The organism is Pseudoduganella danionis, assembly GCF_009720775.1.
Taxonomy (GTDB): domain Bacteria; phylum Pseudomonadota; class Gammaproteobacteria; order Burkholderiales; family Burkholderiaceae_D; genus Rugamonas; species Rugamonas danionis.
Map to the genome: position 1 here is coordinate 208619 of NZ_WNKW01000003.1, position 24356 is coordinate 232974.

Here is a 24356-nt window from a genome sequence, read left to right on the forward strand (position 1 = left end):
CATAATGTGAATTACTCAACCTTCCTTTTAGGCAGCGTGTAAGATTAATTAATTGCACGCAATGTCTGAACGCGTGCATGCCGTTCGGAGGGAGATGGTGGTTCAAGACGTTGCTCTAGTGACATCAGAGGAGGAAGTTCACGCTCCGGGCGTCGGCTTGCCTGTCGGTCTGGTGCGCCAGAGTGAGGGCATCTACATCGACATGTCGATGTCGCAACTGACGCTGGTGGCCGCGATCAACGAAGTGTTCCACTCGCACCGCTATTTTTCCGGTCTCGATTACAAGGTGCTGATCAAGGCCCTGTACGGCGTGGGACCGGAAATGCCGAGCAAGGACCTGGTGCGCATCGCCACCGACCTCGGCGAAATTCCGCCCGAGCGGGTCGCCCTGTACAAGCCGCCCAAACTGGGGCGCGGCTATGCCGAATACTATTTCGAGACGCTGTATCTGGAGGCCCAGGAGCTGTCCGACGGCACCATCATACCCGAGCGTCCCACCCGCCTGAATGTGGACGAATTCGTCACCGAGATGTGGAACAAGGGCATATTGTTCGGTATCGAAGTGGCGGCCGTGGCGGCTGCGATTGCTTCCACCAAGTCGGACCGCATCACCGTGGCCATCGATCTGGACCCGCAACCGGGCCAGAATGCGCGCGTGGAAGAAGTCTCGTCCGATCTGCACCGTAGCGACGCGCCCAAGGAGCGCGCGGATGGCCGGGTCGATCTGGGCAGCTTCCAGAACCGTTTCCCGCAGATCGAAGCCAACGTCAAACTGCTCAAGAAGATACCGGCCGTTCCGGGCCAGCCCGGCTACGACACGGGCGGACGCCGCACAGCGCCTGATGCGCCGCAGGACCTGACGCTGAGCTTCTTCGCCGGCGAGGGCACGGAAGCGCGCATGTTCGAAGACGGCGAATATGTGGTGTCGACCCGCAAGGGCTTCCTGAATGTGGATGCCAAGTCCAAGCGTATCTCCATCACGGACAAGATCATCAGCCTCGACGGCGTCAGCGGCAAGACCACGGGCAATCTGGAGCTGGCCGGCGCCTATGAGGAATTCGGTGATATCCAGGAACAGCGTGAGGTCACTGGTAGCGATATCACCGTGCACGGCAACGTCTACGGCAATATCACTTCGCGCGGTGGCACCGTGGTGCTGGGGCAGAATCTGGTCAGCGGCGCAGTACACAATGCGGCTGGCAACATCACCATCAGCGGGGTGGCCTCCGGTTCGGTGATCCATACGGATAGCGGCCAGATCGTCATAGGCCGCGCCGAGAACTGCGTGATTTCCGGCACCAGCGTAACGATTACCGATGCGTCCAACTGCGAAATCATTGCCGACCATGTGCGCATCGAGCTGGCCGAAGGCTGCGCCGTTGCGGGTAGCGATGTGGAGATCGACAGTGCCGGTCCGCGCCGCCGCACGGAAATGCTGGTGCATGTGCTGGTGCGCGATGTCAGCCAGTTCGATCAGGAGATCAGCGAGCTGGGCCAGCGCGAAACGGCGCTGCAACAGGCGAATGCCGAAGTCCAGCAGAAAATCGATGCGATCGCCGCGATTCCCGATGTGCGCCGTTATCTGGCGCTGGCGCAGAAGCTGCGCAATCAGGAACTGCAGCTATCGCCCGAGCAGGGCCATTTGCTGCGCAAGATAGCCGGTGCAGTGGCAACCGAATTGCAAGCCATCTCCACGCTGCGCGATGAGCTGCGTCCCGGCCATGTCCAGCTCAAGATGACGCAGGAAAAGCTGCAGCGCGTGATCGAGCAAAAGCTCGCTGCCACCGGCCATGCACGTTGCTGCGTGCGCATGGTGTGCGGCGAAACCATGGTGCGTACCATGCCATTCCAGAGCACCAGCACGGCGCTGATCCAGCAGCCGGCCAAGGACCTCAAGCTGCGCCTGCGCAATGGCGGCGCGGGCCGCATGCTGTTCTGCGACAGCGCCGGCGCGCTGGACTGGCATCTGGACCCGCGCGCCCCTACGATAGCCAGCTAGCGATGCACTGCCAAATTTCTAGCGTTCATGCTAATCTAGTTTCGGGAATTGCCCCGTTTTGTGAGGAACATTGTGTCGGATGAGGCTCAGGCGCCAGGACAGGCGGTAGAGGGTGATCTGCCTGCAGCAATCATCAAGCGTCCCGACGGTATCTTCTTTGCGCGGGAGGCCTCGCCACGTTCCTGCCTTTCTGCGGTAAGTCAGGTTTTCCTCAGCAGCTCCTACTTCGCCGGCCTTGATTATGCGATTCTGATCAAGCTGCTGTACAACTGCGGACCGGATTTGCCGGCCAATCTGGCCAGCCAGCCCATGATCCGCTTTGCGGCCAGCATAGAACCGTTTCATCCCACCCGCCGCACGCTGTACAAGGCCGTCAAGCTGATCAACGGTGAAGCCGAATACTTCTTCGAGCCCGTATTTTTCGAGATCCCCGATATGCCGGCCCAGCCGGCGCGGCTGAATTTCGACGAGTTCGTTTCCGATATGTGGGTCAAGGGCGTACGCTTCGGCATCGATGCGCCAGCCATACGCGATGTGATTTCCTACGGCCGCGTAGCCCGCATCGTGGTGGCACGCCGGCTGGCCGCGGCGCCGGGACGTGACGCGACGATCGAGGAAGTGTCGCAGGATATCCACCGCAGCGATGCGCCGCGCGAGAAAAAAGATGGCAAGCTCGATCTGCAGGCTTTCCAGAACCGCTTCCCGCAGGTCAAGGCCAATGTCCGCCTGCTGCGCAAGGTGCCGCGCGTGATGGGCGCGCGCGGTTATGAATTGTCCGGCATTGTGCTGGAGCCGCCGGTGCCGCGCGATCTGGAACTGAGCGATATAGCGGGCGAAGGCACGGTGATCGAGAACAGCCGCGATGGCGAGTTTCTGGTATCGGCCGTGGAAGGCTTCCTCAGCATCGACGCATCCACCAAGCGCCTGTCGATCGGGCCCAAGATCATCAGCCGCGAGGGCGTGAGCGCACGCACCACGGGCAATCTGCAACTGACGGGCGAGTACGAGGAATTCGGCGACGTGCAGGAACAGCGCGTGGTCGATGGCGGCAATATCACCATCCATGGCGACGTGTTCGGCAATATCAGTTCGCGCGGCGGCACCATTACGCTGAGCCGCAATCTGATGGGCGGCACCACCATCAATCTGGAAGGCGATATTCTGGTACGCGGCGTCGCATCCGGCGCCGTGCTGCAGACCCGCAAGGGTGAAGTGCATCTGACGCGGGCTGAAAGCTGCATCATTTCCGGCTCCAAGGTGTACATCGACGAAGCCAGCAACTGCGAAATTCTGGCCGAGGAAGTACACATCAAGGTGGCCGAAGGCTGCGCCATCGGCGCGCGCAAGATCGAGATCCAGAGCGCAGGCCCGCGCCGCCAGCACGAAATGCTGCTGTACACACTGGTACCCGATCTGTCCAAGTTCAACAAGAAGATCATGGAACTGCAGCCGCGCGTGCAGCAGACGGCGCATGAGGCGCGCATACGGCGCAATGAAATCGAAGCACTGTCCGGGCAGGCGGAAGTGCGCACCTACCTGTCGCTGGCCACGCGCGTGCGCAAGCGCGAAGTAGTGCTGACGCCCGATCAGGAACAGTTATTCCACAAGATGGCGGCCAATGTGGGGCCTTCGCTGCGTGCCATCTCCAAGCTGTCGCTGCTGCTGAAGGCGGCCGAAGTACAGCACGAACAGGCGCAGGAAGAAGTCAATCTGATCGAGCGGCAGAAGCTGACCATCATGCGCGGTTCGCACTGCAAGGTGGAGCAGTTGACGGGTGATGTGCTGCTGCGGACCATGAGCTTCGCACCCGATGGTAATCCGCCCTACGACAGGCCCGCCAAAGACTTGAAGGCCAAGGTGCGTACCACCGTGCCCGGCATGCAGGTGGTGTTCTCCGGCAGCCATGGCCCGCTGGACTGGACCCCGCCGCTGGAACCGGACGCCTGAGCGGCACTGTGCCCGCTAGCCGTGGAATTGCACGGGCTGGCCTACGCTCCAGTACAGGCCTTCGCTCGGATGCTCGCGCTGGCTGACCAGCGTGGCGAATAGCGGGTGCTGCAAGGCTTCCTCGGTGCTCAGCACGGGCGTGACACAGCAATCGGCGGCAGCAAAGCTGGCGCTCCACTCGGCCAGCGTGCGGCGGGCGAACAGCTCAATCAGTTCGGCCTTGACGGCCATGGCATCGGCACCGCCTACCTGCTGGCCTAGCTGCCAGTGGCGCTGCTTGAGGTCGGGCCGCTGCAGCACGTCGCAGCAGGTCTGCCAGAATTTCAGTTCCAGTGCGCCCACTGCCATGTAGCGTCCGTCGGCCGTGCGGTACACGCTGTAGCAGGGCACACCGCCGGTCAGCAGATCGGCGCCGGCGCCGGCTGGCGCGCCATTGTTCACGGCCACCAGCGGCATGATGTTATGCGCCATCACCGTGGCCGTCATCGAAATATCCACCAGCCTTCCGGCACCGCCCATCTTGACGGCCACCAGTGCCGCCAGTATGCCCTGCAGCGCAGCCTGCGCTCCGCCCAGCAGATCGCCGATCTGCAGATTGGGCAGCACCGGCACGCCATCGCTGGCGCAGTTCTGCGCCAGCATGCCGGCATAGCCGATGTAGTTGATATCGTGGCCGGCCTGTTGCGCCAACGGGCCTTGCTGGCCGTAGCCGGAAATGGCGCACATGACGAGGCGCGGATTGCGCTGTTTCAGCACGCGCCAGCCCAGCCCCAGCTTGTCCATGACGCCGGGCCGGAAGCTCTCCACCAGCACGTCCGCCTGTTCCACCATGGCCAGCAATTGTGCACGCTGGGCTGCATCTTTCAGGTCCAGCCGCAGCAGCTGCTTGCCGCGGTTGACGGCCACGAAGAACTGCGACACCTGATTGCGTACCGGACCCATGCTGCGTGCATAGTCGCCGGCGCCGGGGTCTTCGATCTTGATGACTTCTGCACCCATGTCGGCCAGATGCATGGTGGCGACGGGACCGGGCAGCAAACGGGTCAGATCGAGCACGCGTATGCCCCGTAGTGGCTGGTCGGGCGGCATGAGTGGCTGGTCAGGTTTCATGCAAGGATTGTAGCAGCGGGCAGGGCGGGGACTGGCAAAAGTTGACGCTGCTCAACGCTTTCCGGGCTTGCCGAGGCTAGGATGAGACATGCTTGTTATCCCGCTTCGTGGACGAAAGGATGATCATGTCTGGTTTGACTATGCACACTCAGGGCGCTGCCGCCGGCGCTGGCCAGTATCTGGTATTCCGCTTAGGCGGGCTTGATTACGCGCTCGATTTTGCCAAGGTCAGGGAGCTGCGCCCCTTGCAGGCACTGGAGCGCTTTGCTTCGGCCGGCGAAATTGTGGCCGGTGTGGCGGTGTCGCACGGCGTCATCATGCCCATCGTGGATATGCGCGTGGCGTTCGGTCCCCGTCCGCCGCAGCATGATCCGCGCACGGACGTGATCATCCTGCAGCTGTCGGATGCCGTGGTGGGCATCGTGGTGGATGGCATTACCGATGTGGTGACGCTGTCGCTGGAGCAGGTGCAGCCCATCGCGGGGGCGGCCAGTGTCGACTACCTGCTGGGACGTGGCGAGGTGGATGGCCGCCGCCTGATCGTGGTCGATATCGAGAAGCTGATGTCGGTGCGCAAAGCGCCGGTCGGCGTGCGGCAGGCAGCGTGAGCACCGGCCGGCACTGCCGGCCGCAGTGGCGGCTACTTTAGGCCAGCGCTTCCAGTTGCTCGTGCAGCGACAGCCATTCGGATTCCAGCTCGCCCAGTTCGCGCGTGACGTCGGTCTGTTCGGCCAGCAGCTTGATCAGGCGTGGCTTGTTGGCCGCGTCGTAGATGTCCGGCTCGGCGAGTTGCGCTTCGATCTGGCTTTTCTGCGTGCTGCGCTTGGCCATCTGCTCGTCGACTTTCTTCAGTTTCTGCTCCAGCGGTTTGCGCTGGGCCGACAGGCGCTGACGGTCTTCTGCCGCTTGCCGCTTCTGTTCCTTGGTCTGGAAGGTGGTGGCTGGCGCGGCAGCAGCGCTGGCTGCCACTGCGGCTGCCGGCGCAGGCGCGGGCGCAGCAGCGACGGGCGACGTCACCGGATAATCAGTCTGGTTGGCTTTGCCCGCAGCGGGCAGCACATCCGTGCCTTTACCCAGCTTGGTCTGCATCATCCAGTCCTTGTAGTCATCGAGGTCGCCGTCGAACGGTTGCAGCTTGCCGTCGGCAACGATGATGAACTGGTCGGTGGTGGCGCGCAGCAGGTGTCTATCGTGCGAGACTACCACCAGCGTGCCTTCGAATTGGGCCAGCGCTTCTGTCAGCGCTTCGCGGGTTTCCAGATCCAGGTGGTTGGTCGGTTCATCGAGCAGCAGCAGGTTAGGGCGTTGCCACACGATCAGGGCCAGCGCCAGACGGGCTTTCTCGCCGCCCGAGAACGGTGCGATCGGGCTGGTCACCATGGTGCCGGGGAAGTTGAAACCGCCGAGGAAGTTGCGCAGTTCCTGTTCGCGCACGGTCGGTGCGATCTTGGCCAGATGCCACAGCGGCGATTCGTCATGGCGCAGCATTTCCACCTGATGCTGGGCGAAGTAGCCGATGTTGAGGCCTTTGCCCACGGTGGCCGTACCGGTCAGCGGTGCCAGTTCGCCGGCGATGGTCTTGATCAGCGTCGATTTACCGGCACCGTTCACACCGAGCAGGCCGATGCGCTGGCCGATCTGCAGCGAGAAGTTGATGTGGTTGACGATGGTCTTGCTGGTGATCTCGCCCGTCTTCTCGTTTTCGCTGCGGTAGCCGGCATCCACGTCTTCCATCACCAGCAGTGGGTTCGGTGCGTTGAGCGGCTCGCGGAATTCGAACGAGAATTCGGCAGCGGCGCGCAGCGGCGCCAGTTCTTCCATCTTGGCCAGCGCCTTCATACGGCTCTGGGCTTGGCGGGCTTTGGAAGCCTTGGCCTTGAAGCGGTTGATGAAGGATTCGAGGTGGGCGCGTTTGCGCTGCTGCTTTTCCATGGCACCGGCGGCCAGTATCATCTGGGCGGCACGCTGGCGTTCGAACGAGGAGTAGTTGCCCGAGTAGCGCTTCAGTTTGCGCTCGTCGATATGCACGATGACGTTGACGATTTCGTCGAGGAAGTCGCGATCGTGCGAGATGATCAAGAGCGTGCCCGTATAGCGTTTCAGCCAGTCTTCCAGCCAGATGATGGCGTCCAGATCCAGGTGGTTGGTCGGTTCATCGAGCAGCAGCAGGTCGGAAGGACACATCAGCGCCTGCGCCAGATTCAGACGCATACGCCAGCCACCCGAGAAGCTCGAGACAGGCTGCTTCATCTGGTCCAGCGTGAAGCCCAGACCCAGCAGCAGCTGTTCGCCGCGCGATTGCACTGTGTAAGCGTCGGCGTCGGCCAGCGCGCTATAGATTTCGCCCATGGCGATGCCGTTTTCGCTCGACTCGGGTTCTGCTTCCAGTCGCGCCAGTTCCGCTTCCAGCTTGCGCAGATTGACGTCGCCATCGATGGCGTAATCGAGTGCCGCGCGTTCCAGTGGCGGGGTTTCCTGTGCCACGTAAGCGACGCGCCATTTGGCCGGGAAGTCGATCTCGCCCTGATCCGGATGCAGCTCGCCGCGCATCATGGCGAACAGGCTGGATTTGCCGGCGCCGTTAGCGCCGATCAGGCCGATCTTGTCGCCGGGGTTGAGAGTGACATCGACCTGTTCCAGCAGCGGCTTCACGCCGCGCATCAGGCTTACTTGGATAAAACGGATCATCGGTGGTTCTTCTTATCGGGGCTAGGGTGGCAGCGGGTAGCGTGTGGCGGCGCGACGGGTTACAGCTTGAGCTGGTCGGCGGTGAGCAGGAACACCATGTCGTCGCCATTGCTGGTGGTGAGCCAGGTCAGGCCCAGTTCACCGAAGGCGGCTTCGGCGAAATCGCGCTCGTTGCCGATTTCGACGATCAACAGGCCGTCGTCGGTCAGGCGTTCGGCTGCACCGGCGACGATCTTGCGCACCAGATCCATGCCGTCCTTGCCGCCATCGAGCGCCAGTTCCGGCTCGGCGCGGTATTCCATCGGCAGCTTGCTCATCGAGGCCGAATTCACATACGGCGGATTGGTGATGATCAGGTCATATTTTTTGGCCGGCACATTGGTGTACAGGTCGGACTGGATCAGCGTCAGGCGGTCCTGCAGTTCATAGGTGGCGACGTTTTTCTTGGCCACTTCCAGCGCATCGGCCGAAATATCCACGGCATCCACTTCGGCATCAGGGAAGGCGTCGGCCAGCATGATGGCCAGGCAGCCGGAACCCGTGCACAGTTCCAGCACGTTGCGCACGTTTTCCGGTTCCGTCACCCATGGGGCGAAGTATTGCGGAATCAGCTCGGCGATGAAGGAGCGCGGCACGATGGTGCGCTCGTCCACATAGAAGCGGTAGCTGCCCAGCCATGCTTCGTTGGTGATGTAGGCGGCCGGCACGCGCTCGTTGGTACGGCGGTCGATCACGGCCAGCACGGCGGCGATTTCTTCGGCCAGCAGCTTGGCGTCGAGGAAGGGCTCGAGCCGGTCCAGCGGCAGCTTGAGCGTATGCAGGATCAGGTAGGCCGCTTCATCGAAAGCCTCCGTGCTGCCATGGCCGAAAAACAGGCCGGCAGCATTGAAGCGGGAGACGGCATAGCGCAGCAGGTCGCGCGGCGTGGTGAATGGAGTGGTATTCATGGCTCTCTAGTTATAACGGTCAACAGGTCGCGCACGCCGCGCAGCGGCAGATCAGGCCAGCAGGTTTTCCAGCGTGCGGCGGTAGATATTCTTCAGCGGATCGACGAAACGCAGTTCGATATGTTCGTCGATCTTGTGGATACTGGCATTGGGAGGCCCGAATTCTATCACCTGAGGGCAGATCTGCGCGATAAAGCGGCCATCGGAGGTGCCGCCCGTGGTCGACAGTTCCGTCTCGACGCCCGTTTCGCTGCGGATGGCAGCCGACAGTGCATCGCTCAGCGTGCCGCGCGGCGTCAGGAAAGGCAGGCCGCTCAAGGCCCATTTCAGGTCGTAGTGCAGGCCGTGCTTGTCGAGGATGGCGTGGACGCGGCGTTTCAACTCTTCGTGCGTGCTGGCAGTGGAGAAGCGGAAGTTAAAGTCGATCACCATCTCGCCCGGAATCACATTGTTGGCGCCCGTGCCGGCATTGATGTTGGACATCTGCCACGAGGTAGGCAGGTAGTATTCATTGCCCTCGTCCCAGCGCTCGGCCACCAGTTCGGCCAGTGCCGGTGCCGCCAGATGGATGGGATTGCGCGCCAGTTGCGGGTAGGCGATGTGGCCCTGCACACCTTTGATGGTGAGTTTGCCCGAGAGCGAACCACGACGGCCATTCTTGATCATGTCGCCCAGCGTCTCGTCCGAGGTGGGTTCGCCGACGATGCAGTAATCCAGCACTTCGCCCCGTTCCTTGAGCATATTACACACGATTACCGTGCCGTCCGTGGCTGGACCTTCTTCATCGCTGGTGATCAGGAAGCCGATCGAACCGCGGTGCTCGGGATGGGCGGCGATGAATTCTTCGCAGGCCACCACCATGCCGGCGATGGAGGTTTTCATGTCGGCCGCACCACGGCCATACAGCTTGCCATCGCGGTGGGTAGGGTTGAACGGTTCGGAGCGCCATTGTTCGACCGGGCCCGTAGGTACCACGTCGGTATGGCCGGCAAACACCAGCAGCGGCGCCGTCGTGCCCTTGCGTGCCCACAGATTGGTCACACCGTTGGATTCTATGGTTTCGCAGACGAAGCCTAGCGGCTCGAGCAGGCTGATCAGATGTTTCTGGCAACCCTGATCGTCGGGCGTCACAGAGGACAGCGCAATCAGTTTTTCAGTCAGGGCCAGGGTGCGGGAAGGAGTCATGGTCATGGTTCAGGCGGAAAAGATTTGTTGGTACTGGTCGGCAGAGTAGCCCACGCAGATCTGGCCATCCTTGTCCAGCACAGGGCGTTTGATCACGGATGGCTGCTCGAGCATCAGTGCGATGGCGCTGGCATCATCGACGATGGCCGCCTTGCGCTGGTCGGATAAGTTGCGCCAGGTCAAACCTTTCTTATTAATTAACACGTCACGCGGGACTTGCTGTATCCAGGTAGCAACGGTTTCGGCGTTCAAACCCTGTTTTTTAAAGTCGTGAAACACGGTTTCAGGGTGGCGTTCTGCAAGCCAGGTGCGGGCTTTCTTGACAGTGTCGCAGTTCGGAATGCCGTAGAGGGTGATGTGCATGGGCGAACAAAAGCTTTAAGATAGGTTGGATAAGGGGTGAGGCGGCGCTAGGATAGCACGCGCGGCCAGCATGCGGCAGTTGTTGGGCATTTCCTACATGACTTCTGCTGCTTTGAGAAGCCCCATGATCAAGTTTTCTCTAATTAATCAAATTTATTAAATTTAGAGTTGCTTCATCAAATTTGTGGTGTTAAAGTTCCATCCAGCAACAATTAGTTGCCTGCCATAAATGCAAGCCCTATACCCGCTTGTGCTGTTTCCTTGGCTAGGTCTGCCCGATTCAACGCGCCAGAATATTTGCACTTTACAAATATTGCGGGATGTTCACGAGACGTGCCGCGTTTTGATTTTCGGGGAATGCCATGCGCAATAACGGACCAGTTACCAACGTCGAATACGTGCTTAAAGACGAAGAAACCATCGTCTCCAAGACTGATTTGAAAGGGAATATCACCTACGTCAATCAGGACTTCGTCAGAATCAGCGGCTACACCGAGCAGGAGCTGATGGGCGCACCGCAGAACATCCTGCGCCACCCCGATATGCCGGCGGCCGCCTTTGCCGATATGTGGCACTGCCTGCAGGGCGGCAAAGCCTGGAACGGCGTGGTTAAAAATCGCAGCAAGAATGGCGATCACTACTGGGTAGAGGCGAATGCCGCCCCCGTGGTGGAACATGGCCGCGTCATAGGCTATACCTCGATCCGGATCAAACCTAGCCGTGAAAAAGTCAAGGCAGCGGAAGCGGCCTACAAACTGCTGCGCGAAGGCGCTACCCATATCCATGTGCGCCACGGCCAAGTCGTGCCAGCCCGCCACAAGAGCAAATTCAGCCTGCGCCGTATCAGCAGCCTGAGCAGCCGACTGGCCGCTGTAGGCAGTGTGGCGATCTGCGTGGCACTGGCCACGGCACTGTTCATTGCCCAGGGCATGATGATGTGGGCCAGTTGCAGCGCCTTGCTGTCGGTACTGATGATCGGTCTGCTGTGGGGGGTGGCGTATAACAGCGCGGTCGAGCCGCTGAGCCAGATCCGCCACGATATTGAACAGATGAGCGATGGCGATCTGACGCGCCATATCGATGCGCGTGGCTGCAAGGAAGCCAAAGATGCGTTGCAGGCTCTGCGCATTCTGCAGATTAACGTCAAACTGCTGATCGGCCAGATCAAGGAATCGAGCGATGTCGTCAGCCGCGGCGCGGTGGAAATGGCCGAAGGCAATCAGGAATTATCGGCCCGCACGGAAGCCCAGGCCAGTTCGCTCGAGCAGACGGCCGCTTCGATGGAAGAACTGACCCAGGCCGTGCGCGATAACGCCGAACACGCCAACAAGGCCAATGTGCTGGTCGACACGGCGGCTGATGTGGCAGCCAAAGGCGGCGAAGTGGTGCGCAAGGTAGTGGCCAATATGGAAGAGATTACGGCCGGTTCGCGCCGCATCACGGAAATCATCAGCGTGATCGACGGCATCGCCTTCCAGACCAATATATTGGCGCTGAATGCTGCAGTCGAAGCGGCCCGCGCCGGCGAGCAGGGGCGCGGCTTTGCCGTGGTGGCTTCCGAAGTGCGTACGCTGGCTCAGCGTTCGGCCGCTGCGGCCAAGGAAATCAAGGGCGTGATCGAAGCCTCGTCGCAGGCCGTGGCCAGCGGCAGCCAGTCGGTGGCCGATGCGGGCCGTATCATGCAGACCATCGTCAGCTCGGTGGCGGAAGTGCATACTCACGTGGCCGACATCAGCCTGGCCAGCAGTGACCAGCACGGCGGCATCGAGCAGGTCAACGAAGCCGTGATGCACCTCGATGAAATCACTCAGCAGAATGCGGCCGTGACGGAGCAAGCTGCTGCCGTGGCTGCCGATATGCGCGACCATGCGCTGCATCTGGGCCAGTTGGTCAACCAGTTCAAGCTGGTGAATATCTCGTCCCAGCGTAGCCAGGCGGTTGAGCGCCAGCCGCAGGTTTTGCAGCGTCAGGCGGCGCGCCGCACGTTGCAACTGGCTTCCTGATAGCGGGGTGGCGGCGCCGCCACGCTGACGCCGCTTAACCGCGACTTTTCCCCGTATTGCGCTTACAATTCCGGAAAGAAGATTCCTCACGGAAAAAACGATTTCCCCGGCTGCGCCACTGCTGCGCACCTAGTCCGTTGCAAGCGCCCATGAACCTAGTTAATGCTGCCGTGCTGCCACCTGCCGATTCGCTGGTCAAGCGTCTGACCCGTTTGAATCTGCGTCTGCTCAGCATGACCATGCTGCTGACCTTTCTGCTGCTGGCTACGGCGACGTGGTATGTGGCGCGCGAGCGCCAGTTGCATAGCGCCGAACTCAGTGCGCGCCTGCTGGCCAATAGCGTTTCCCCCATGCTGGTATTTGCCGACCGGATTGCTGCCCAGGTTGAACTGGAGGCGTTCTCGCGCCGTAGCGATCTGCTGCAGGTACAGGTGCAACTGCCCGATGGCACGGTGTTCGCCCACTGGCAGGCCGACCATCAGGCTGCGCCCCTGCACGCGCAGGCACCGGCCGGGCTGGCACGCACCGGCATCCAGAGTTCGGTAGGCTGGAGTGCGCTGGAAGTATGGGCGCCCGTGCGCCTCAAGGATGAACTGGTAGGGGTGCTGGTACTGCGCGAAAGCCTGGCCAGCCTGCATCTGTCGGTGCTGCTGTTAAGTACAGTGGCGATAGCGCTGATGGTGATCATGATATTGGTGGCCTGGCGCGGGCTGGTGCTGGTACAGCGCAGTGCCTTGCGTCCGCTGGTGGAGCTGTCGCATCTGGCCGAGCATATCGCCCAGCAGCGCGACTACAGCAAGCGTGCCACCATCTACCGGCGTGATGAAGTGGGGCGCTTGAGCGAACGCTTTAACGAAATGCTCAAGCGTATAGAAATCTGGCAGGCCGACCTGCGCCACCAACTGGAGCAGGAACACGAGGCGGGCCAGAAATTCCAGCGGCTGGCGCACAAGGATGCCTTGACGGGCCTGCCCAACCGCCTGTACTTTCAGGGCGAGCTGCAGCGCCACCTGACCTTGTGTATCGACCATGGCGAGCTGATGGCGCTGATGTTCATCGATCTCGATAACTTCAAGAAGGTCAACGACCAGTATGGCCACGAGGTCGGCGACGAAGTGCTGTGCGAAGTGTCGCGCCGCATGTCAGCGGCCGTGCGTTCGCGCGATGTGCTGTGCCGCCTCGGGGGCGACGAGTTTGCCCTGATCCTGCCGGAACTGCCCGATGAAGCCGTGGCCGAACAACTGGCCCAGCGTCTGATCGATGCGGTGCGCGTCACCATGACCATCAACGGGGCTGTCATGCCTATCGGCGCCACCGTGGGGCTGGCCTTTGCGCCAATCGATGCGAGCGAGGCAACCGCGCTGCTGAACGCTTCCGACCATGCCATGTATGCAGCCAAGCGGGCCGGCAAGAATACCTACCGGAGACCACAGCATGGCATGGCCTAAGCTAGGTGCTGTGGTAGCCGGCTTGCTGCCGGCGTTGGCACTGCTGCCGGCACAGGCGCAGCAGACCGCGCAGGATCCACCCACGCTGGAGGAGCTGCTGCGGCAGGCGCCCAGCGAAGTGACGCGCGATATCGAAGAATCGACTTCCTCGCGCTTCGCCCGCAGCGCTGCACAGGCGCCGTCGGTAACCTATGTGGTGACGGATGTGGAGATCGCCCGCCAGGGCTTGCGCAATATGGCCGACATCCTGCGTGCCATGCCCGGCCTGTATGTGGCCGATGACGGCGAGTTCTCCTACATAGGCGCGCGCGGGCTGGGCCGCCCGGGCGACTTCAATGCGCGCCTGCTGTTCCTGATCGACGGCATGCGCGTCAACGAAAATATCTATGATGCCGGCCTGCTGGGGCCGGAATTCTTCGTTGATGTGGACCTGATAGACCGGGTCGAATATGCCCCCGGCCCCGGCTCCGCCCTATACGGCAATAATGCCTTCTTCGGCGTGGTCAATATCATCACCAAGGGCGTCGACAAGCTGCACGGCCTGCAGTTGCGGGTCAATACCGATAGCCAGCGCCGCCATGAAGCGCGCGCCAGTGTGGGCCACCGCGCCGAGCAGGGCTGGGAAAGCTGGCTGGCCTTGAGCGCTTACCAGCAGGATGCCATCGGCATGCAGTACATGGTGCGGCCAGACCTGCAACAGGCCTACAATCAGTTTAGCTGGGAGCGCGGCCAGCGTGCGCTGGGCATGCTCAAGGTCGGCGACTGGACGCTGCGCAGCGGTATCAGCCAGCGCGAGCACGCGATACCGGAATACCGCGGACCGGATTCGCCCGTGGCCGTGATGCAGGACAGGCGCATCTCGAACAATCATTTTGCGGTGCTGGAATATCAGCATCAGTTAGGGCAGGACTGGCAGCTGTACGCTGCCATCTCGGCCAAGCACACAGATTACCGTTCGCTGTATCCCTTCATCGATCCCGAGCAGCGCTGGAATGAATACAACAGCCGTGCCCTGGGCAACTGGTGGAATGCCGATTTGCGCCTGAGCACCCAGCGCTGGCGCGACCATAACCTGATGGCGGGCTTCGAATACCAGTATGACCGCAAGCAGACCATCACCTATGGCCTCAGCGATGGCACGCTGTTCGACTATTTTTATGGCGTCAACCGGCGCCATGGCATGTTCCTGCAGGATGCCTGGAGCTTGAGCGAGAGCCAGCAGTTGACACTGGGGCTGCGCTATGACGAAGCGCGGGCCGGCGGCGCCAGTACCAATCCGCGTCTGGCCTGGAGCTGGAATGGCCGGCCCGATGCCACGCTCAAGCTGATGTACGGTAGCGCTTTCCGTGCCGCCAATCTGTACGAATACCACGTGAATGCGCCGATGGAGGCGCCGATACCGACGCCGGAGCGCATCCGCACGCTGGAACTGGCATGGGAGCAGCGCCTGACGCCACAGTTGCAGTACCGCGCTTCGCTGTATGGCTCGCGTATGCGCGACCTGATCAGCATCAATCACGAACTCGATGTGTTCGAAAACAGCGGCGCGATACGCACCGTCGGCGCCGAACTGGGGCTGGAGCGGCGCTGGGCTGGCGGCCAGCAGCTGCAACTGGGCGTGTCGCTGCAGCGTACTACCGATGCGGCGGGCGCAGCGCTGGATAATTCGCCGCATGTGATGGTGAAAACGTCATACAGCCAGCCGCTGGCGGGCGAGCGGCTGCGCTGGTCCTGGCAGCTGCAAAGCGAGAGCCGCACCAGCAGCCGCGGCCTGCAACTGCCCGGCTACGCGCTACTGAATACGACGCTGCTGTGGCGGCCGGCGGAGTTCGAGGTGGCGCTGTCGGCCCACAATCTGACCGATGTGCGCCATTTTGCTCGGCCGCTGGGCATAGGCATCCCGCTGCTGCAGGAAGGACGCAGCGTGCGCCTGACCATTAGCCGCAGTTTCGGTTTATGAAGATGTTACGGTCCGGCCTGATCCGCTATTCGATGGCGCTGGCCCTGATGCTGGCGGCGGGCGCGGCGCCGGCGGCCGATCTGCTGCAGCTCAAGGCGGCGTTTATCTACCGCTTTGCCCAGCTGACCCAGTGGCCACCGCCACCGGCCCGCGAATTTACCTATTGCGTGGCGGGTGACGCCGAATTGCAGGAAGCCTTGCGGGCGCTGACCCAGAATCTGGCCGGCGGCAGCCGCATCGTGGCGCTCAATGAGCCGCCGCGGGCCGGCCAGTGCCAGCTACTGGTGCTGGGCAATGGCGTGCGTGGTGACCTGCGCCGCTGGCTCGAGGCACTTGGCGACGAACCCGTGCTGGTGGTGGGGGAGAATCCTGAGTCTTTCCGTAACGGCGCCGTCATCGGGCTGGTGATGGAACCCAACGGGCTGGCCTTCCGCATCAACCAGACCGAGTCGCGCCGGCGCGGTCTGGCCATCAGCTACCAGATGCTGAAACTGGCGCGCGAAGTCAAATAGGCAGCCTAGCCGTTTAGCTGGAAACCGCTGAAGGAGGCCGCCGCTGGTGCTGCTTCTGCCGGGCTGGCCGTAGCTGTGCGGCTATCGGGGCCATTATTCAGTAACCACAACAGATTGGTGGCGGAATCCGCGTGGGCCAGTGCTTCGTCCTGGCTAATCAAGCCTTGCTGCAGCAGCTTGAGCAAAGCCTGTTCGAAAGTTTGCGAGCCCGGTGACAGGCTCTGTTCCATGGCATCGCGGATCTGCACGATCTCGCCCTGTTCTATCAGTTCCGAAATGTGGCGGGTATTTAGCATCACTTCCACCGCGGCCGTGCGCTGGCCGCCGCTGGCCGATTGCAGCAGGCGCTGGCTGACGATGGCTTTCAGGGTCGAGGCCAGATCCTGCAGCAGGGCAGGGCGGTTCTCGATGGGGTAGAAGCTGAGGATGCGGTGCAGCGCATTGTAGGCATTGTTGGCATGCAGGGTGGCGATCACCAGATGGCCGGACTGGGCATACGCCAGGGCTGCCGCCATGGCTTCGCGGTCGCGGATCTCGCCGATCACGATGCAGTCGGGCGCCTGCCGCATGGCGTTGCGCAGGGCGGTGGCAAAGTCGCTGGCATCGCTGCCGATTTCGCGCTGGTTGACGATGGATTTGCGGTTCTGGAACAGGTATTCGATCGGGTCTTCCAGCGTCAGGATATGGCCGCTGCGTTCGGCATTGCGCTGGTCCAGCATGGCGGCAATGGTGGTGGATTTGCCGGAGCCAGTGGCGCCCACCATCAGCAGCAGGCCGCGTTTTTCCATGATTAGCTGGGCCAGTATGGGGGGCAGGCGCAGCTCGGTCAGGCTAGATATGGCGGCGGGGATGTAGCGGAATACGGCGGAAATCTGGCCGCGCTGGCGGAAGGCGGAAAGGCGGAAGCGCCCCAGGCCGGGCGCGCTGATGCCGATGTTGAGCTCATTGCTGCGTGCCAGTTCGGCCAGTTGCTCCGGCGTGGCGATTTCGGCCAGCAGCGCATGGATGTTATCTGCACTCAGAGGCTGCTGGTTGACGGGAATCAGTTCACCATTGATCTTCAGGTGCACCGGCGTCTGCACGGCGAAAAACATATCCGAAGCCTTCTGCTCCTGCATTAGCTGGAACAAGCGCTGCATGGCCATTACCGTCTCCCTGCAAAAAAAAAAGCGGGGATCAGATCCCCGCTGTAGCGCGCTGGCTTAGATACCGCGCAGCAGTTCGTTGATGCCGGTCTTGGCGCGAGTCTTGGCATCCACGCGTTTGACGATCACGGCGCAGTACAGCGAGTACTTGCCGTCGTCCGAAGGCAGGCTGCCCGATACCACTACCGAGCCGGCTGGCACGCGGCCGTAGCTCACTTCGCCGGTAGCGCGGTCGTAGATCTTGGTCGACTGGCCGATGTACACGCCCATCGAGATCACCGAGTTCTCTTCCACGATCACGCCTTCGACGATTTCCGAACGGGCGCCGATGAAGCAGTTGTCTTCGATGATGGTCGGATTGGCCTGCATCGGCTCGAGCACGCCACCGATGCCGACGCCGCCGGACAGGTGCACGTTCTTGCCGATCTGGGCGCAGGAACCCACGGTGGCCCAGGTGTCGATCATGGCGCCTTCATCGACGTAGGCGCCGATGTTGACGTAGGAAGGCATCAGCACCACGTTCTTGGCGATGAAGGAGCCGCGGCGTGCCACGGCAGGCGGCACTACGCGGAAACCGCCTTTGGCGAAATCTTCCGGCGTGTAGTTGGCGAACTTGGTCGGCACTTTGTCGTAGAACTGCATGGTGCCGTCCGATGGCATGGCCACGTTGTTCTCGAGGCGGAACGACAGCAGCACGGCTTTCTTGACCCACTGGTTGACCACCCAGTCAGCGCCGGTTTTTTCGGCGACGCGGATGGTGCCGGCGTCCAGACCGGCGATCACGTGCGACACGGCGTCACGCAGCTCGGCGCTGCCATTGGCCGGGTTGATGTTGGCGCGGTCTTCCCATGCCTGGTCGATGATTTGCTGGAGTTGTTGGCTCATGATGTGCGGTCTTATTGAGTGAGGGATTTACAGAATTGAACGATGCGCTGGGCAGCTTCCAGGCCTTCTTCCGTTTCGGCGACCAGCGCCATGCGGATGCGGTTACGGCCCGGATTGATGCCGTGGGCATCGCGCGCCAGATAGCTGCCCGGCAGTACCGTGACATTATATTCGGCGTACAGACGCTGGGCGAATTCGGTGTCGCTCAGGCCCGTCTGGCTGACATCGGCCCACAGGTAGAAGCCGGCGTCCGGCAGTTCCACCTGCAGATGCGGCTGCAGCAGCGGGGTGATGGCGGCGAACTTCGCCCGGTATTTTTCGCGGTTCTGTTCGACGTGGGTTTCGTCGTTCCAGGCCGCGACAGACGCAGCTTGCACGGCGGGGCTCATGGCGCCGCCGTGATAGGTGCGGTACAACAGGAATTTTTTCAGCACTTCGGCGTCGCCCGCCACAAAGCCCGAGCGCATGCCCGGCACATTCGAGCGCTTGGACAGGCTGGAGAACACTACCAGCCGGGCATACGGACGCTCGACCGTGGACAGGCCCAGCATGTGGGCTGCCTGCATGGCGCCCAGCGGCGCTGCGCTGCCGTGGTAGATCTCGGAATAGCATTCGTCGGCGGCGATGATGAAGTTGTAGCGCTCGGACAGCGCGAACAGGTTTTCCCAGTCCGTCAGGCTGAGCACCGCGCCGGTCGGATTGCCGGGTGAGCACAGGAACAGCAGCGCCACGCGCTGCCAGACTTCGGCCGGAATGCTGTCGTAATCGCAGCCGAAGTTGCGGCTCGGGTCGGAATTCACGAAGTAGGGCTCGGCGCCGGCCAGATAGGCCGCGCCTTCGTAGATCTGGTAGAACGGATTCGGGCTCACCACCAGCGATTTGGCGGCCGGATCGACCACGGTCTGGGTCAGGGCAAACAGCGCTTCGCGCGAGCCGTTGACAGGCAGCACCTGGGTGGCCGGGTTCAGCTTAGGAATGCCGTAGCGGCGCTCCAGCCAGCCGGCGATGGCGCCGCGCAGCGCGTCCGAGCCCACCGTGGTGGGGTAGTTGGCCAGACCATCGATATGGTCGATCAGGGCTTGCTGGATGAATTTGGGGGTGGGGTGCTTGGGTTCGCCCATGCCCAGACTGATGGCGCTATAGTGCGGATTAGGGCTGACCTGCGAGAATAACTGGCGCAGCTTTTCGAACGGATAGGATTGCAGCTTGTCGAGATGTGGGTTCACGTGACGGACCAGAGGCGGATCGTTGTAAAAAGAGCAGTATGCATAACAGCAGGACAGGCATTATAGCGTCTATGGCGCCAGCGCAGCGGCTGCTGTGTCTATCATGCCAAATAATAAACATCGGACGACTGCCGGTCCGGCAGCTATGCCATACTGCCGGCTATCGCGATCAGGAAGGATGAGCATGGAGCAGGATGAATTGCTACCGTCGGCGCAGGTGAGCACCCGGGTGATGGGCTTGCGCCTGCTGACAGGGCTGGTGCAGGGCGCTTTGCTGTACTGGATCTACCGTTCGGCCCAGCAGGGCGGCTGGCTGGCCAGCACGCCGGCCGTGATGGCGCCGTTGCTGATGGCAGGGCTGCTGCTGCCGGCCATGCTGATTTCGGCCATGGGCTATATGGCACCGAAAAAGCTGGGGCTATGGATGTTGCTGGCGGCCGGCGCGGTGCTGGCCATCGCCTTGCATGCCGTGCAGCGTGACGCGGGCCTGCAACTGCCGTCTGGGCCGGGCGGCAATCCGGCATGGCGCGTACTGGCCGGCCCCGTACTGCCTTGCGGCGCCGTGTTCCTGTTCATTGCCCATACACTGGTGCTGGCCGGCGCGCTGGACCAGCGCCGTATCGCCAGCTATGACCGCTATTTCGATCTGTCGTGGAAGCTGGTGGTGCAACTGCTGTTCTCGGCCGTGTTTGTCGGTGCGCTGTGGCTGGTGCTGCTGATGGGCAGTGGCCTGTTCGCCATGGTCAAGCTGGACTTCTTCAAGAAAATGCTGACGGAAGCCTGGTTCAACGTGCCGGTGATCTGTTTTGCCTGGTCCTGCGCCATGCATATCACCGACGTGCGGCCAGCCATCGTGCACGGCATCCGCAGCCTGCTGCTGGTGCTGCTGTCATGGCTGCTGTTAGTCGCCGCCGTGATCATCACTGGCTTTCTGTGTACTTTGCCGTTCACGGGGCTGGACGCGCTGTGGAGCACGGGCCATGCCACGGCCTTGTTGCTGGCGGCCGACGCCGTACTGATCGTGCTGATAAATGCGGCCTTCCAGAATGGCCATGTGAAGGCCGCGCTGGCCGTGCGCGTAAGTGCGCGCGTAGCAGCGCTGCTGATCCTGCCGCTGACAGCCATCGCCGTGTATGCGCTGGGCTTGCGCGTGCACGACTATGGCTGGACTTCGGACCGGGTGATTGCGGCCGCGGCACTGGTGGTGGCCAGCTGCTATGCCTTCGGCTATGCGTGGGCGGCGCAGCGCTATGAAAGCTGGCTGGTGCCGATCGCCATCGTCAATGTGGCGACATCGATGGTGGTGCTGGCCGTGCTGATGGCGCTGCTGACGCCGATAGCTGATCCGGCCCGGCTGTCGGTCAACAACCAGATGGCGCGGCTGGCCAAGGGCAAGACCAAGCCGGCCCTGTTCGATTTCCATTATCTGCGCTTCGAAGGGCAGCGCTATGGCCAGCAGGCGCTGGAACAGCTGGCGCAGCAAAGCAGCGGCCCGGAAGCACCCTGGATACGCGAGCAGGCCAGCAAGGCGCTGAAGGAAGTCCAGCCCTGGGCGCCGGCCAGGCCGGGCACGCTGGTCTCCGTGCGCGACAATCTGACTCTGTGGCCGCAGGGTGCACGCCTGCCGGACAGTTTTGCCGCCCAGCGCTGGCAGGGGCGTGATGGTTCGGTGCCCGGCTGCCTGACCATGGCGGGGATGAAATGCGATGCGCTGATACTCGATATGGATGGCGATGGCCAGCCGGAAGTGCTGCTGTTTAGCGGCGCAGGTTATCCGGGGCCGGCCCTGTACCGGCGCGACAGCGACGGCGAATGGAGTTTGCATGGGCGGCTGGCCTTGCAGGGCAGTGCTTGTCCGGCCTTGGTGGAAAGGCTGAAACTGGGCCAGTTCCAGTTGGTGGCACCGCCTATCAGGGCGCTGCAGTTGGGCGCACAGGTGCTGCAGTTCCAGAGCGCCTTCGATCAGGACGATTGCAGGGCGTTGACGCCGGCCAGTGCGGCGGCGCAGGCTTCTGCATCAGCCCCCGTCGCAGTGCCGGCTGCGCCATCGCGTTAGGGGGCGGCGCTCCAGACCTGTTGGGCTACGCGCATCATGTTGCGGCCCAAGACCAGTTCCGCTTCGCTCTCGCTCAGGCCCACTTTGCGCAAGGCGGCCGGTAGCTGGCGCCATACTTCTGGCGGGGTGAAGGTAGGCGCGCGCTCGGCGCTGTAGCCGGCCGAAGCAGGCCACCAGTAGGATGGATCGAAGTCGCCGGGTGGCGTATCGTCCAGTTCCGGCTGGGTAAAGCAGATATCGAGGCCGATGCCGGCGTGCGAGACGCCCACCAGATCGGCCACATAGGCCACATGGCGCGCCACGTCGTCGGCCGTGGGATGTTCCTGGCCGAGGAACCACGACAGGCCGGACACGCAGACCACGCCGCCCGTTGCTGCGCAGGCGCGAATCTGCTCATCGGTGATGTTGCGGCCGTGCGGTACCAGCGTGTAGGGATTGGCGTGGCTGAAGATGACAGGCTGCGACGAGGCCGACATGATATCGAGGCTGCACAGCCGGCCCGTATGCGCACAGTCCATCAGGATGCCGGCATCGTTGACGGCGGCCACCATGCTGTGACCGAGCGGGGTGAGGCCGCGCGGCAGGTCGTGGCAGCCATCGGCCACGCTGTTGTTGCGGTTGTAGGCGAAGTGGATCTGGCGCACGCCCAGCCGGGCGTAGAGCGGTATCATTTCCGGCTGCTCCAGCAGCGGCAGCGCACCTTCCAGATCGAAGCTGATGGCGATCTTGCCGTCGGCAGCAGCCTGAATGATGTCGTCCACACTGGCCACCAGCGCATAGCGGTCCGGGTTGGCGGCGATGGTGGCGCGGTAACCGGCGATGACGGACATGATCTGCGTGAGCGGGTTCATGTCGGCGCCCACGTTGAGCGACACATAATTGACGCCCGCAGCATGCAGCCGCTGTACTGGCGTAAAATCAGCCTGCGGGTGCTGTGGCAGGCAGGCGTGGGCATCCCAGTTGATCATATTTGTCCGCTTATTCTAAAACCCTATGTTCCCACGAATGCGGGGCCAGGGCAAATCAGGCTGCAGTCGAGCTGGTGACATGCTTTATACTTGCGCAGTATTCACCGAAATCCCCCTTTTTGCCCACTTACTGTACACCCTAAGGCCAACATGTCTTTCTCTTCACTGGGCCTGGTTCCCCCGCTCGTCAACGCCGTTACCGAAATCGGTTATCAGCACCCCACCGCGATCCAGCGCGCTGCCATACCCGTGATCCTGCGCGGCGGCGATGTGCTCGGTGCAGCGCAGACCGGCTCCGGCAAGACGGCAGCGTTTGCGCTGCCGCTGCTGCAGTCGCTGCTGGACAACCGCAGCGGCCCACGCCAGTTGCACGGGCTGGTGCTGGTACCGACGCGCGAGCTGGCGGTGCAGGTGGGCGAATCGATCCGCAAGCTGGTGGCGCACCTGCCCATGCAGATCAAGGTCGCCATCGTGTTTGGCGGAGTGTCGATCAATCCGCAGATGATGGCCTTGCGCGGCGGTGCCGACATCGTGGTGGCCACGCCCGGACGCTTGCTTGATCTGATCGATCACAATGCCCTGAAAATCGGCCGCACCGCCATGTTCGTGCTGGACGAGGCGGACCGCTTGCTGGATCTGGGCTTTAGCGAAGAACTGAACCGCATCCTGTCGCTGTTGCCGCCGCAGCGGCAGAACCTGTTCTTCTCGGCCACTTTCCCGCCGCTGGTGCAGGCGCTGGCCGAACGCATGCTGCATCAGCCGCAGCGGGTGGAAGTGCTGTCCGAACCGGTCAGCAAGCCCGATATCGTGCAGCGCGCCATCATGGTTGATGTGGCGCGCCGTACTATGCTGCTTAAACATCTGATCAAGGAAAACCAGTGGAGCCGCGTGCTGGTTTTCGTCGCCACCAAATATGCGGCCGAGCATGTGGCGGATAAGCTCAACCGCAACGGCATCCGTGCCGCCGCCTTCCACGGCGAATTCAGTCAGGGTGCGCGCAGCGAAGTGCTGGCCGATTTCAAGGCTTGCCGTCTGCAGGTGATGGTGGCGACCGATGTGGCAGCGCGCGGCATCGATATCGCCCGCCTGCCGGCCGTGGTGAATTACGATCTGCCCCGTTCTGCCGTCGATTACACCCACCGCATCGGCCGCACCGGGCGTGCCGGCGAGAGCGGCGTGGCCATCAGCTTTGTCAGTGCAGAGACGGAACAGCATATGCGGCTGATCGAAAAGCGTCAGGAAGTGCGCCTTGAACGCGAGCAGGTGCGCGGCTTTGAGCCAGTGGAAACCGTGCCGCCGCCAGCCGCGAATTCGGTGACGGATACGGTGAACGGCGGTATCAAGGGCAAGCGCAAGAGCAAGAAGGACAAGCTGCGCGAGGCGGCTGCGCTGGCGGCCAGCCAGCAACGCTGATACCGCGGTACCTGCGTAGCCGGTGGCGTAGCGCCTAGCCGCCTACACGCTTGGGCTGGTAGCCCTGTTTCTGCAGCGCGTCCATTACCCGTTCGCAGTGGTCGCCCTGAATTTCGATCACGCCATCCTTGACCGTGCCGCCCGAGCCGCAGGCGCTACGCAGCTGCTTGCCGAGCGCGCTCAGGGCATCTGCATCAAGCTCCATGCCTTTGACCAGCGTAACGGTCTTGCCGCCACGGCCTTTGCTTTCGCGCGACACTTTGATATTGCCATCGCCCTGAGGGCGGGCCTGGGCGGCGGCCTTGCAGCGGCACTGCGCGACAGGCTGGCTGCAAGCGGGACACATACGGCCGGTTTCGGTGGAGTAGACGAGGCGGGAACTATTCATCGCCGCATTCTAGCAGAAGCCCTATTGTGATCCGGTGTAAGGTTTTCCCTTACATGCGATGACGATTTCCTCCCAAGCGCGGCGTTTCAGTGTAAGGTAGGTCTTTCGCTTTT

General features: G+C 62.2%; 19 protein-coding genes. 9 read left to right on the top strand and 10 right to left on the bottom strand.

What is annotated here, in order from left to right:
* The first annotated feature begins 157 nt into the window (after nucleotides 1-157).
* Together GM655_RS12545 and GM655_RS12550 are read left to right on the top strand one after the other, a co-directional pair.
* Nucleotides 158-1999: a flagellar assembly protein A gene (locus GM655_RS12545; protein WP_229632545.1), complete on the top strand. Its 1842-nt coding sequence runs from the start codon at nucleotides 158-160 to the stop codon at nucleotides 1997-1999.
* Between the two features lie 72 nt (nucleotides 2000-2071).
* Nucleotides 2072-3946, top strand: a complete 1875-nt coding sequence (locus GM655_RS12550; protein ID WP_371866800.1) for a flagellar assembly protein A — start codon at nucleotides 2072-2074, stop codon at nucleotides 3944-3946.
* 15 nt (nucleotides 3947-3961) lie between these two features.
* On the opposite strand, the gene GM655_RS12555 is transcribed toward GM655_RS12550, so the two are convergent.
* Nucleotides 3962-5056, bottom strand: a complete 1095-nt coding sequence (locus tag GM655_RS12555; protein WP_229632546.1) for a CaiB/BaiF CoA transferase family protein — start codon at nucleotides 5054-5056, stop codon at nucleotides 3962-3964.
* Between the two features lie 125 nt (nucleotides 5057-5181).
* On the opposite strand from GM655_RS12555, the gene GM655_RS12560 reads away from it, so the two are divergent.
* Nucleotides 5182-5664, top strand: a complete 483-nt coding sequence (locus tag GM655_RS12560) for a chemotaxis protein CheW (RefSeq protein WP_229632547.1) — start codon at nucleotides 5182-5184, stop codon at nucleotides 5662-5664.
* A 37-nt stretch (nucleotides 5665-5701) separates the two neighbouring features.
* On the opposite strand, the gene GM655_RS12565 is transcribed toward GM655_RS12560, so the two are convergent.
* Genes GM655_RS12565 through GM655_RS12580 form a run of 4 tightly spaced genes read right to left on the bottom strand, consistent with a single transcriptional unit; the run spans nucleotide 5702 to nucleotide 10239 of the window.
* Nucleotides 5702-7744 carry an ATP-binding cassette domain-containing protein gene (locus GM655_RS12565; protein WP_155435026.1) on the bottom strand — a complete coding sequence of 681 codons (2043 nt, stop codon included), beginning with the start codon at nucleotides 7742-7744 and terminating at the stop codon, nucleotides 5702-5704.
* 59 nt (nucleotides 7745-7803) lie between these two features.
* Complete coding sequence (gene prmB, locus GM655_RS12570) at nucleotides 7804-8691, bottom strand: 50S ribosomal protein L3 N(5)-glutamine methyltransferase (RefSeq protein ID WP_155435027.1); 888 nt, start codon at nucleotides 8689-8691, stop codon at nucleotides 7804-7806.
* Between the two features lie 51 nt (nucleotides 8692-8742).
* Nucleotides 8743-9876 (bottom strand): succinyl-diaminopimelate desuccinylase, encoded by a 1134-nt coding sequence (gene dapE / locus GM655_RS12575; RefSeq protein WP_155435028.1) that lies wholly within the window; start codon nucleotides 9874-9876, stop codon nucleotides 8743-8745.
* Between the two features lie 9 nt (nucleotides 9877-9885).
* Nucleotides 9886-10239, bottom strand: coding sequence for an ArsC family reductase (locus GM655_RS12580; protein WP_155435029.1), 354 nt, complete (start codon nucleotides 10237-10239; stop codon nucleotides 9886-9888).
* A gap of 362 nt (nucleotides 10240-10601) precedes the next feature.
* Here GM655_RS12580 and GM655_RS12585 point away from each other — a divergent pair, with 362 nt between their 5' ends.
* The 4 genes from GM655_RS12585 (at nucleotide 10602) to GM655_RS12600 (ending at nucleotide 16162) form a co-directional block, all read left to right on the top strand.
* A complete protein-coding gene (locus GM655_RS12585) occupies nucleotides 10602-12242 on the top strand; it encodes a methyl-accepting chemotaxis protein (RefSeq protein WP_155435030.1) in 1641 nt (546 codons plus the stop codon).
* A gap of 149 nt (nucleotides 12243-12391) precedes the next feature.
* Nucleotides 12392-13690 carry a sensor domain-containing diguanylate cyclase gene (locus GM655_RS12590; protein WP_155435031.1) on the top strand — a complete coding sequence of 433 codons (1299 nt, stop codon included), beginning with the start codon at nucleotides 12392-12394 and terminating at the stop codon, nucleotides 13688-13690.
* Nucleotides 13677-15650 (top strand): TonB-dependent receptor plug domain-containing protein, encoded by a 1974-nt coding sequence (locus GM655_RS12595; protein ID WP_155435032.1) that lies wholly within the window; start codon nucleotides 13677-13679, stop codon nucleotides 15648-15650. Before GM655_RS12590 ends, GM655_RS12595 begins: the two co-directional genes overlap by 14 nt.
* Nucleotides 15647-16162 (top strand): YfiR family protein, encoded by a 516-nt coding sequence (locus GM655_RS12600; RefSeq protein ID WP_229632548.1) that lies wholly within the window; start codon nucleotides 15647-15649, stop codon nucleotides 16160-16162. Before GM655_RS12595 ends, GM655_RS12600 begins: the two co-directional genes overlap by 4 nt.
* A gap of 5 nt (nucleotides 16163-16167) precedes the next feature.
* Here the strand turns inward: GM655_RS12600 and GM655_RS12605 are convergent, their stop codons facing one another.
* From GM655_RS12605 to dapC, 3 genes are read right to left on the bottom strand one after another with little or no spacing between them, the layout of a single operon-like run.
* A complete protein-coding gene (locus tag GM655_RS12605) occupies nucleotides 16168-17307 on the bottom strand; it encodes a PilT/PilU family type 4a pilus ATPase (protein ID WP_155435033.1) in 1140 nt (379 codons plus the stop codon).
* A gap of 57 nt (nucleotides 17308-17364) precedes the next feature.
* Nucleotides 17365-18192 (bottom strand): 2,3,4,5-tetrahydropyridine-2,6-dicarboxylate N-succinyltransferase, encoded by an 828-nt coding sequence (dapD, locus tag GM655_RS12610; RefSeq protein ID WP_155435034.1) that lies wholly within the window; start codon nucleotides 18190-18192, stop codon nucleotides 17365-17367.
* 11 nt (nucleotides 18193-18203) lie between these two features.
* Nucleotides 18204-19418 carry a succinyldiaminopimelate transaminase gene (gene dapC, locus GM655_RS12615; protein ID WP_371866801.1) on the bottom strand — a complete coding sequence of 405 codons (1215 nt, stop codon included), beginning with the start codon at nucleotides 19416-19418 and terminating at the stop codon, nucleotides 18204-18206.
* A gap of 184 nt (nucleotides 19419-19602) precedes the next feature.
* Here dapC and GM655_RS12620 point away from each other — a divergent pair, with 184 nt between their 5' ends.
* Complete coding sequence (locus tag GM655_RS12620) at nucleotides 19603-21474, top strand: DUF4153 domain-containing protein (RefSeq protein WP_155435036.1); 1872 nt, start codon at nucleotides 19603-19605, stop codon at nucleotides 21472-21474.
* Here the strand turns inward: GM655_RS12620 and GM655_RS12625 are convergent.
* The gene (locus tag GM655_RS12625; RefSeq protein ID WP_155435037.1) at nucleotides 21471-22442 is read right to left on the bottom strand and encodes a dipeptidase; all 972 of its coding nucleotides are present in this window, start codon (nucleotides 22440-22442) and stop codon (nucleotides 21471-21473) included. The genes GM655_RS12620 and GM655_RS12625 overlap by 4 nt on opposite strands.
* Nucleotides 22443-22592: 150 nt before the next feature.
* On the opposite strand from GM655_RS12625, the gene GM655_RS12630 reads away from it, so the two are divergent.
* Nucleotides 22593-23855, top strand: a complete 1263-nt coding sequence (locus tag GM655_RS12630; RefSeq protein WP_155435038.1) for a DEAD/DEAH box helicase — start codon at nucleotides 22593-22595, stop codon at nucleotides 23853-23855.
* Nucleotides 23856-23889: 34 nt separating this feature from the next.
* Here GM655_RS12630 and GM655_RS12635 read toward each other — a convergent pair whose 3' ends face one another.
* Nucleotides 23890-24243, bottom strand: coding sequence for a translation initiation factor Sui1 (locus GM655_RS12635; RefSeq protein WP_155435039.1), 354 nt, complete (start codon nucleotides 24241-24243; stop codon nucleotides 23890-23892).
* Nucleotides 24244-24356: the final 113 nt, after the last annotated feature.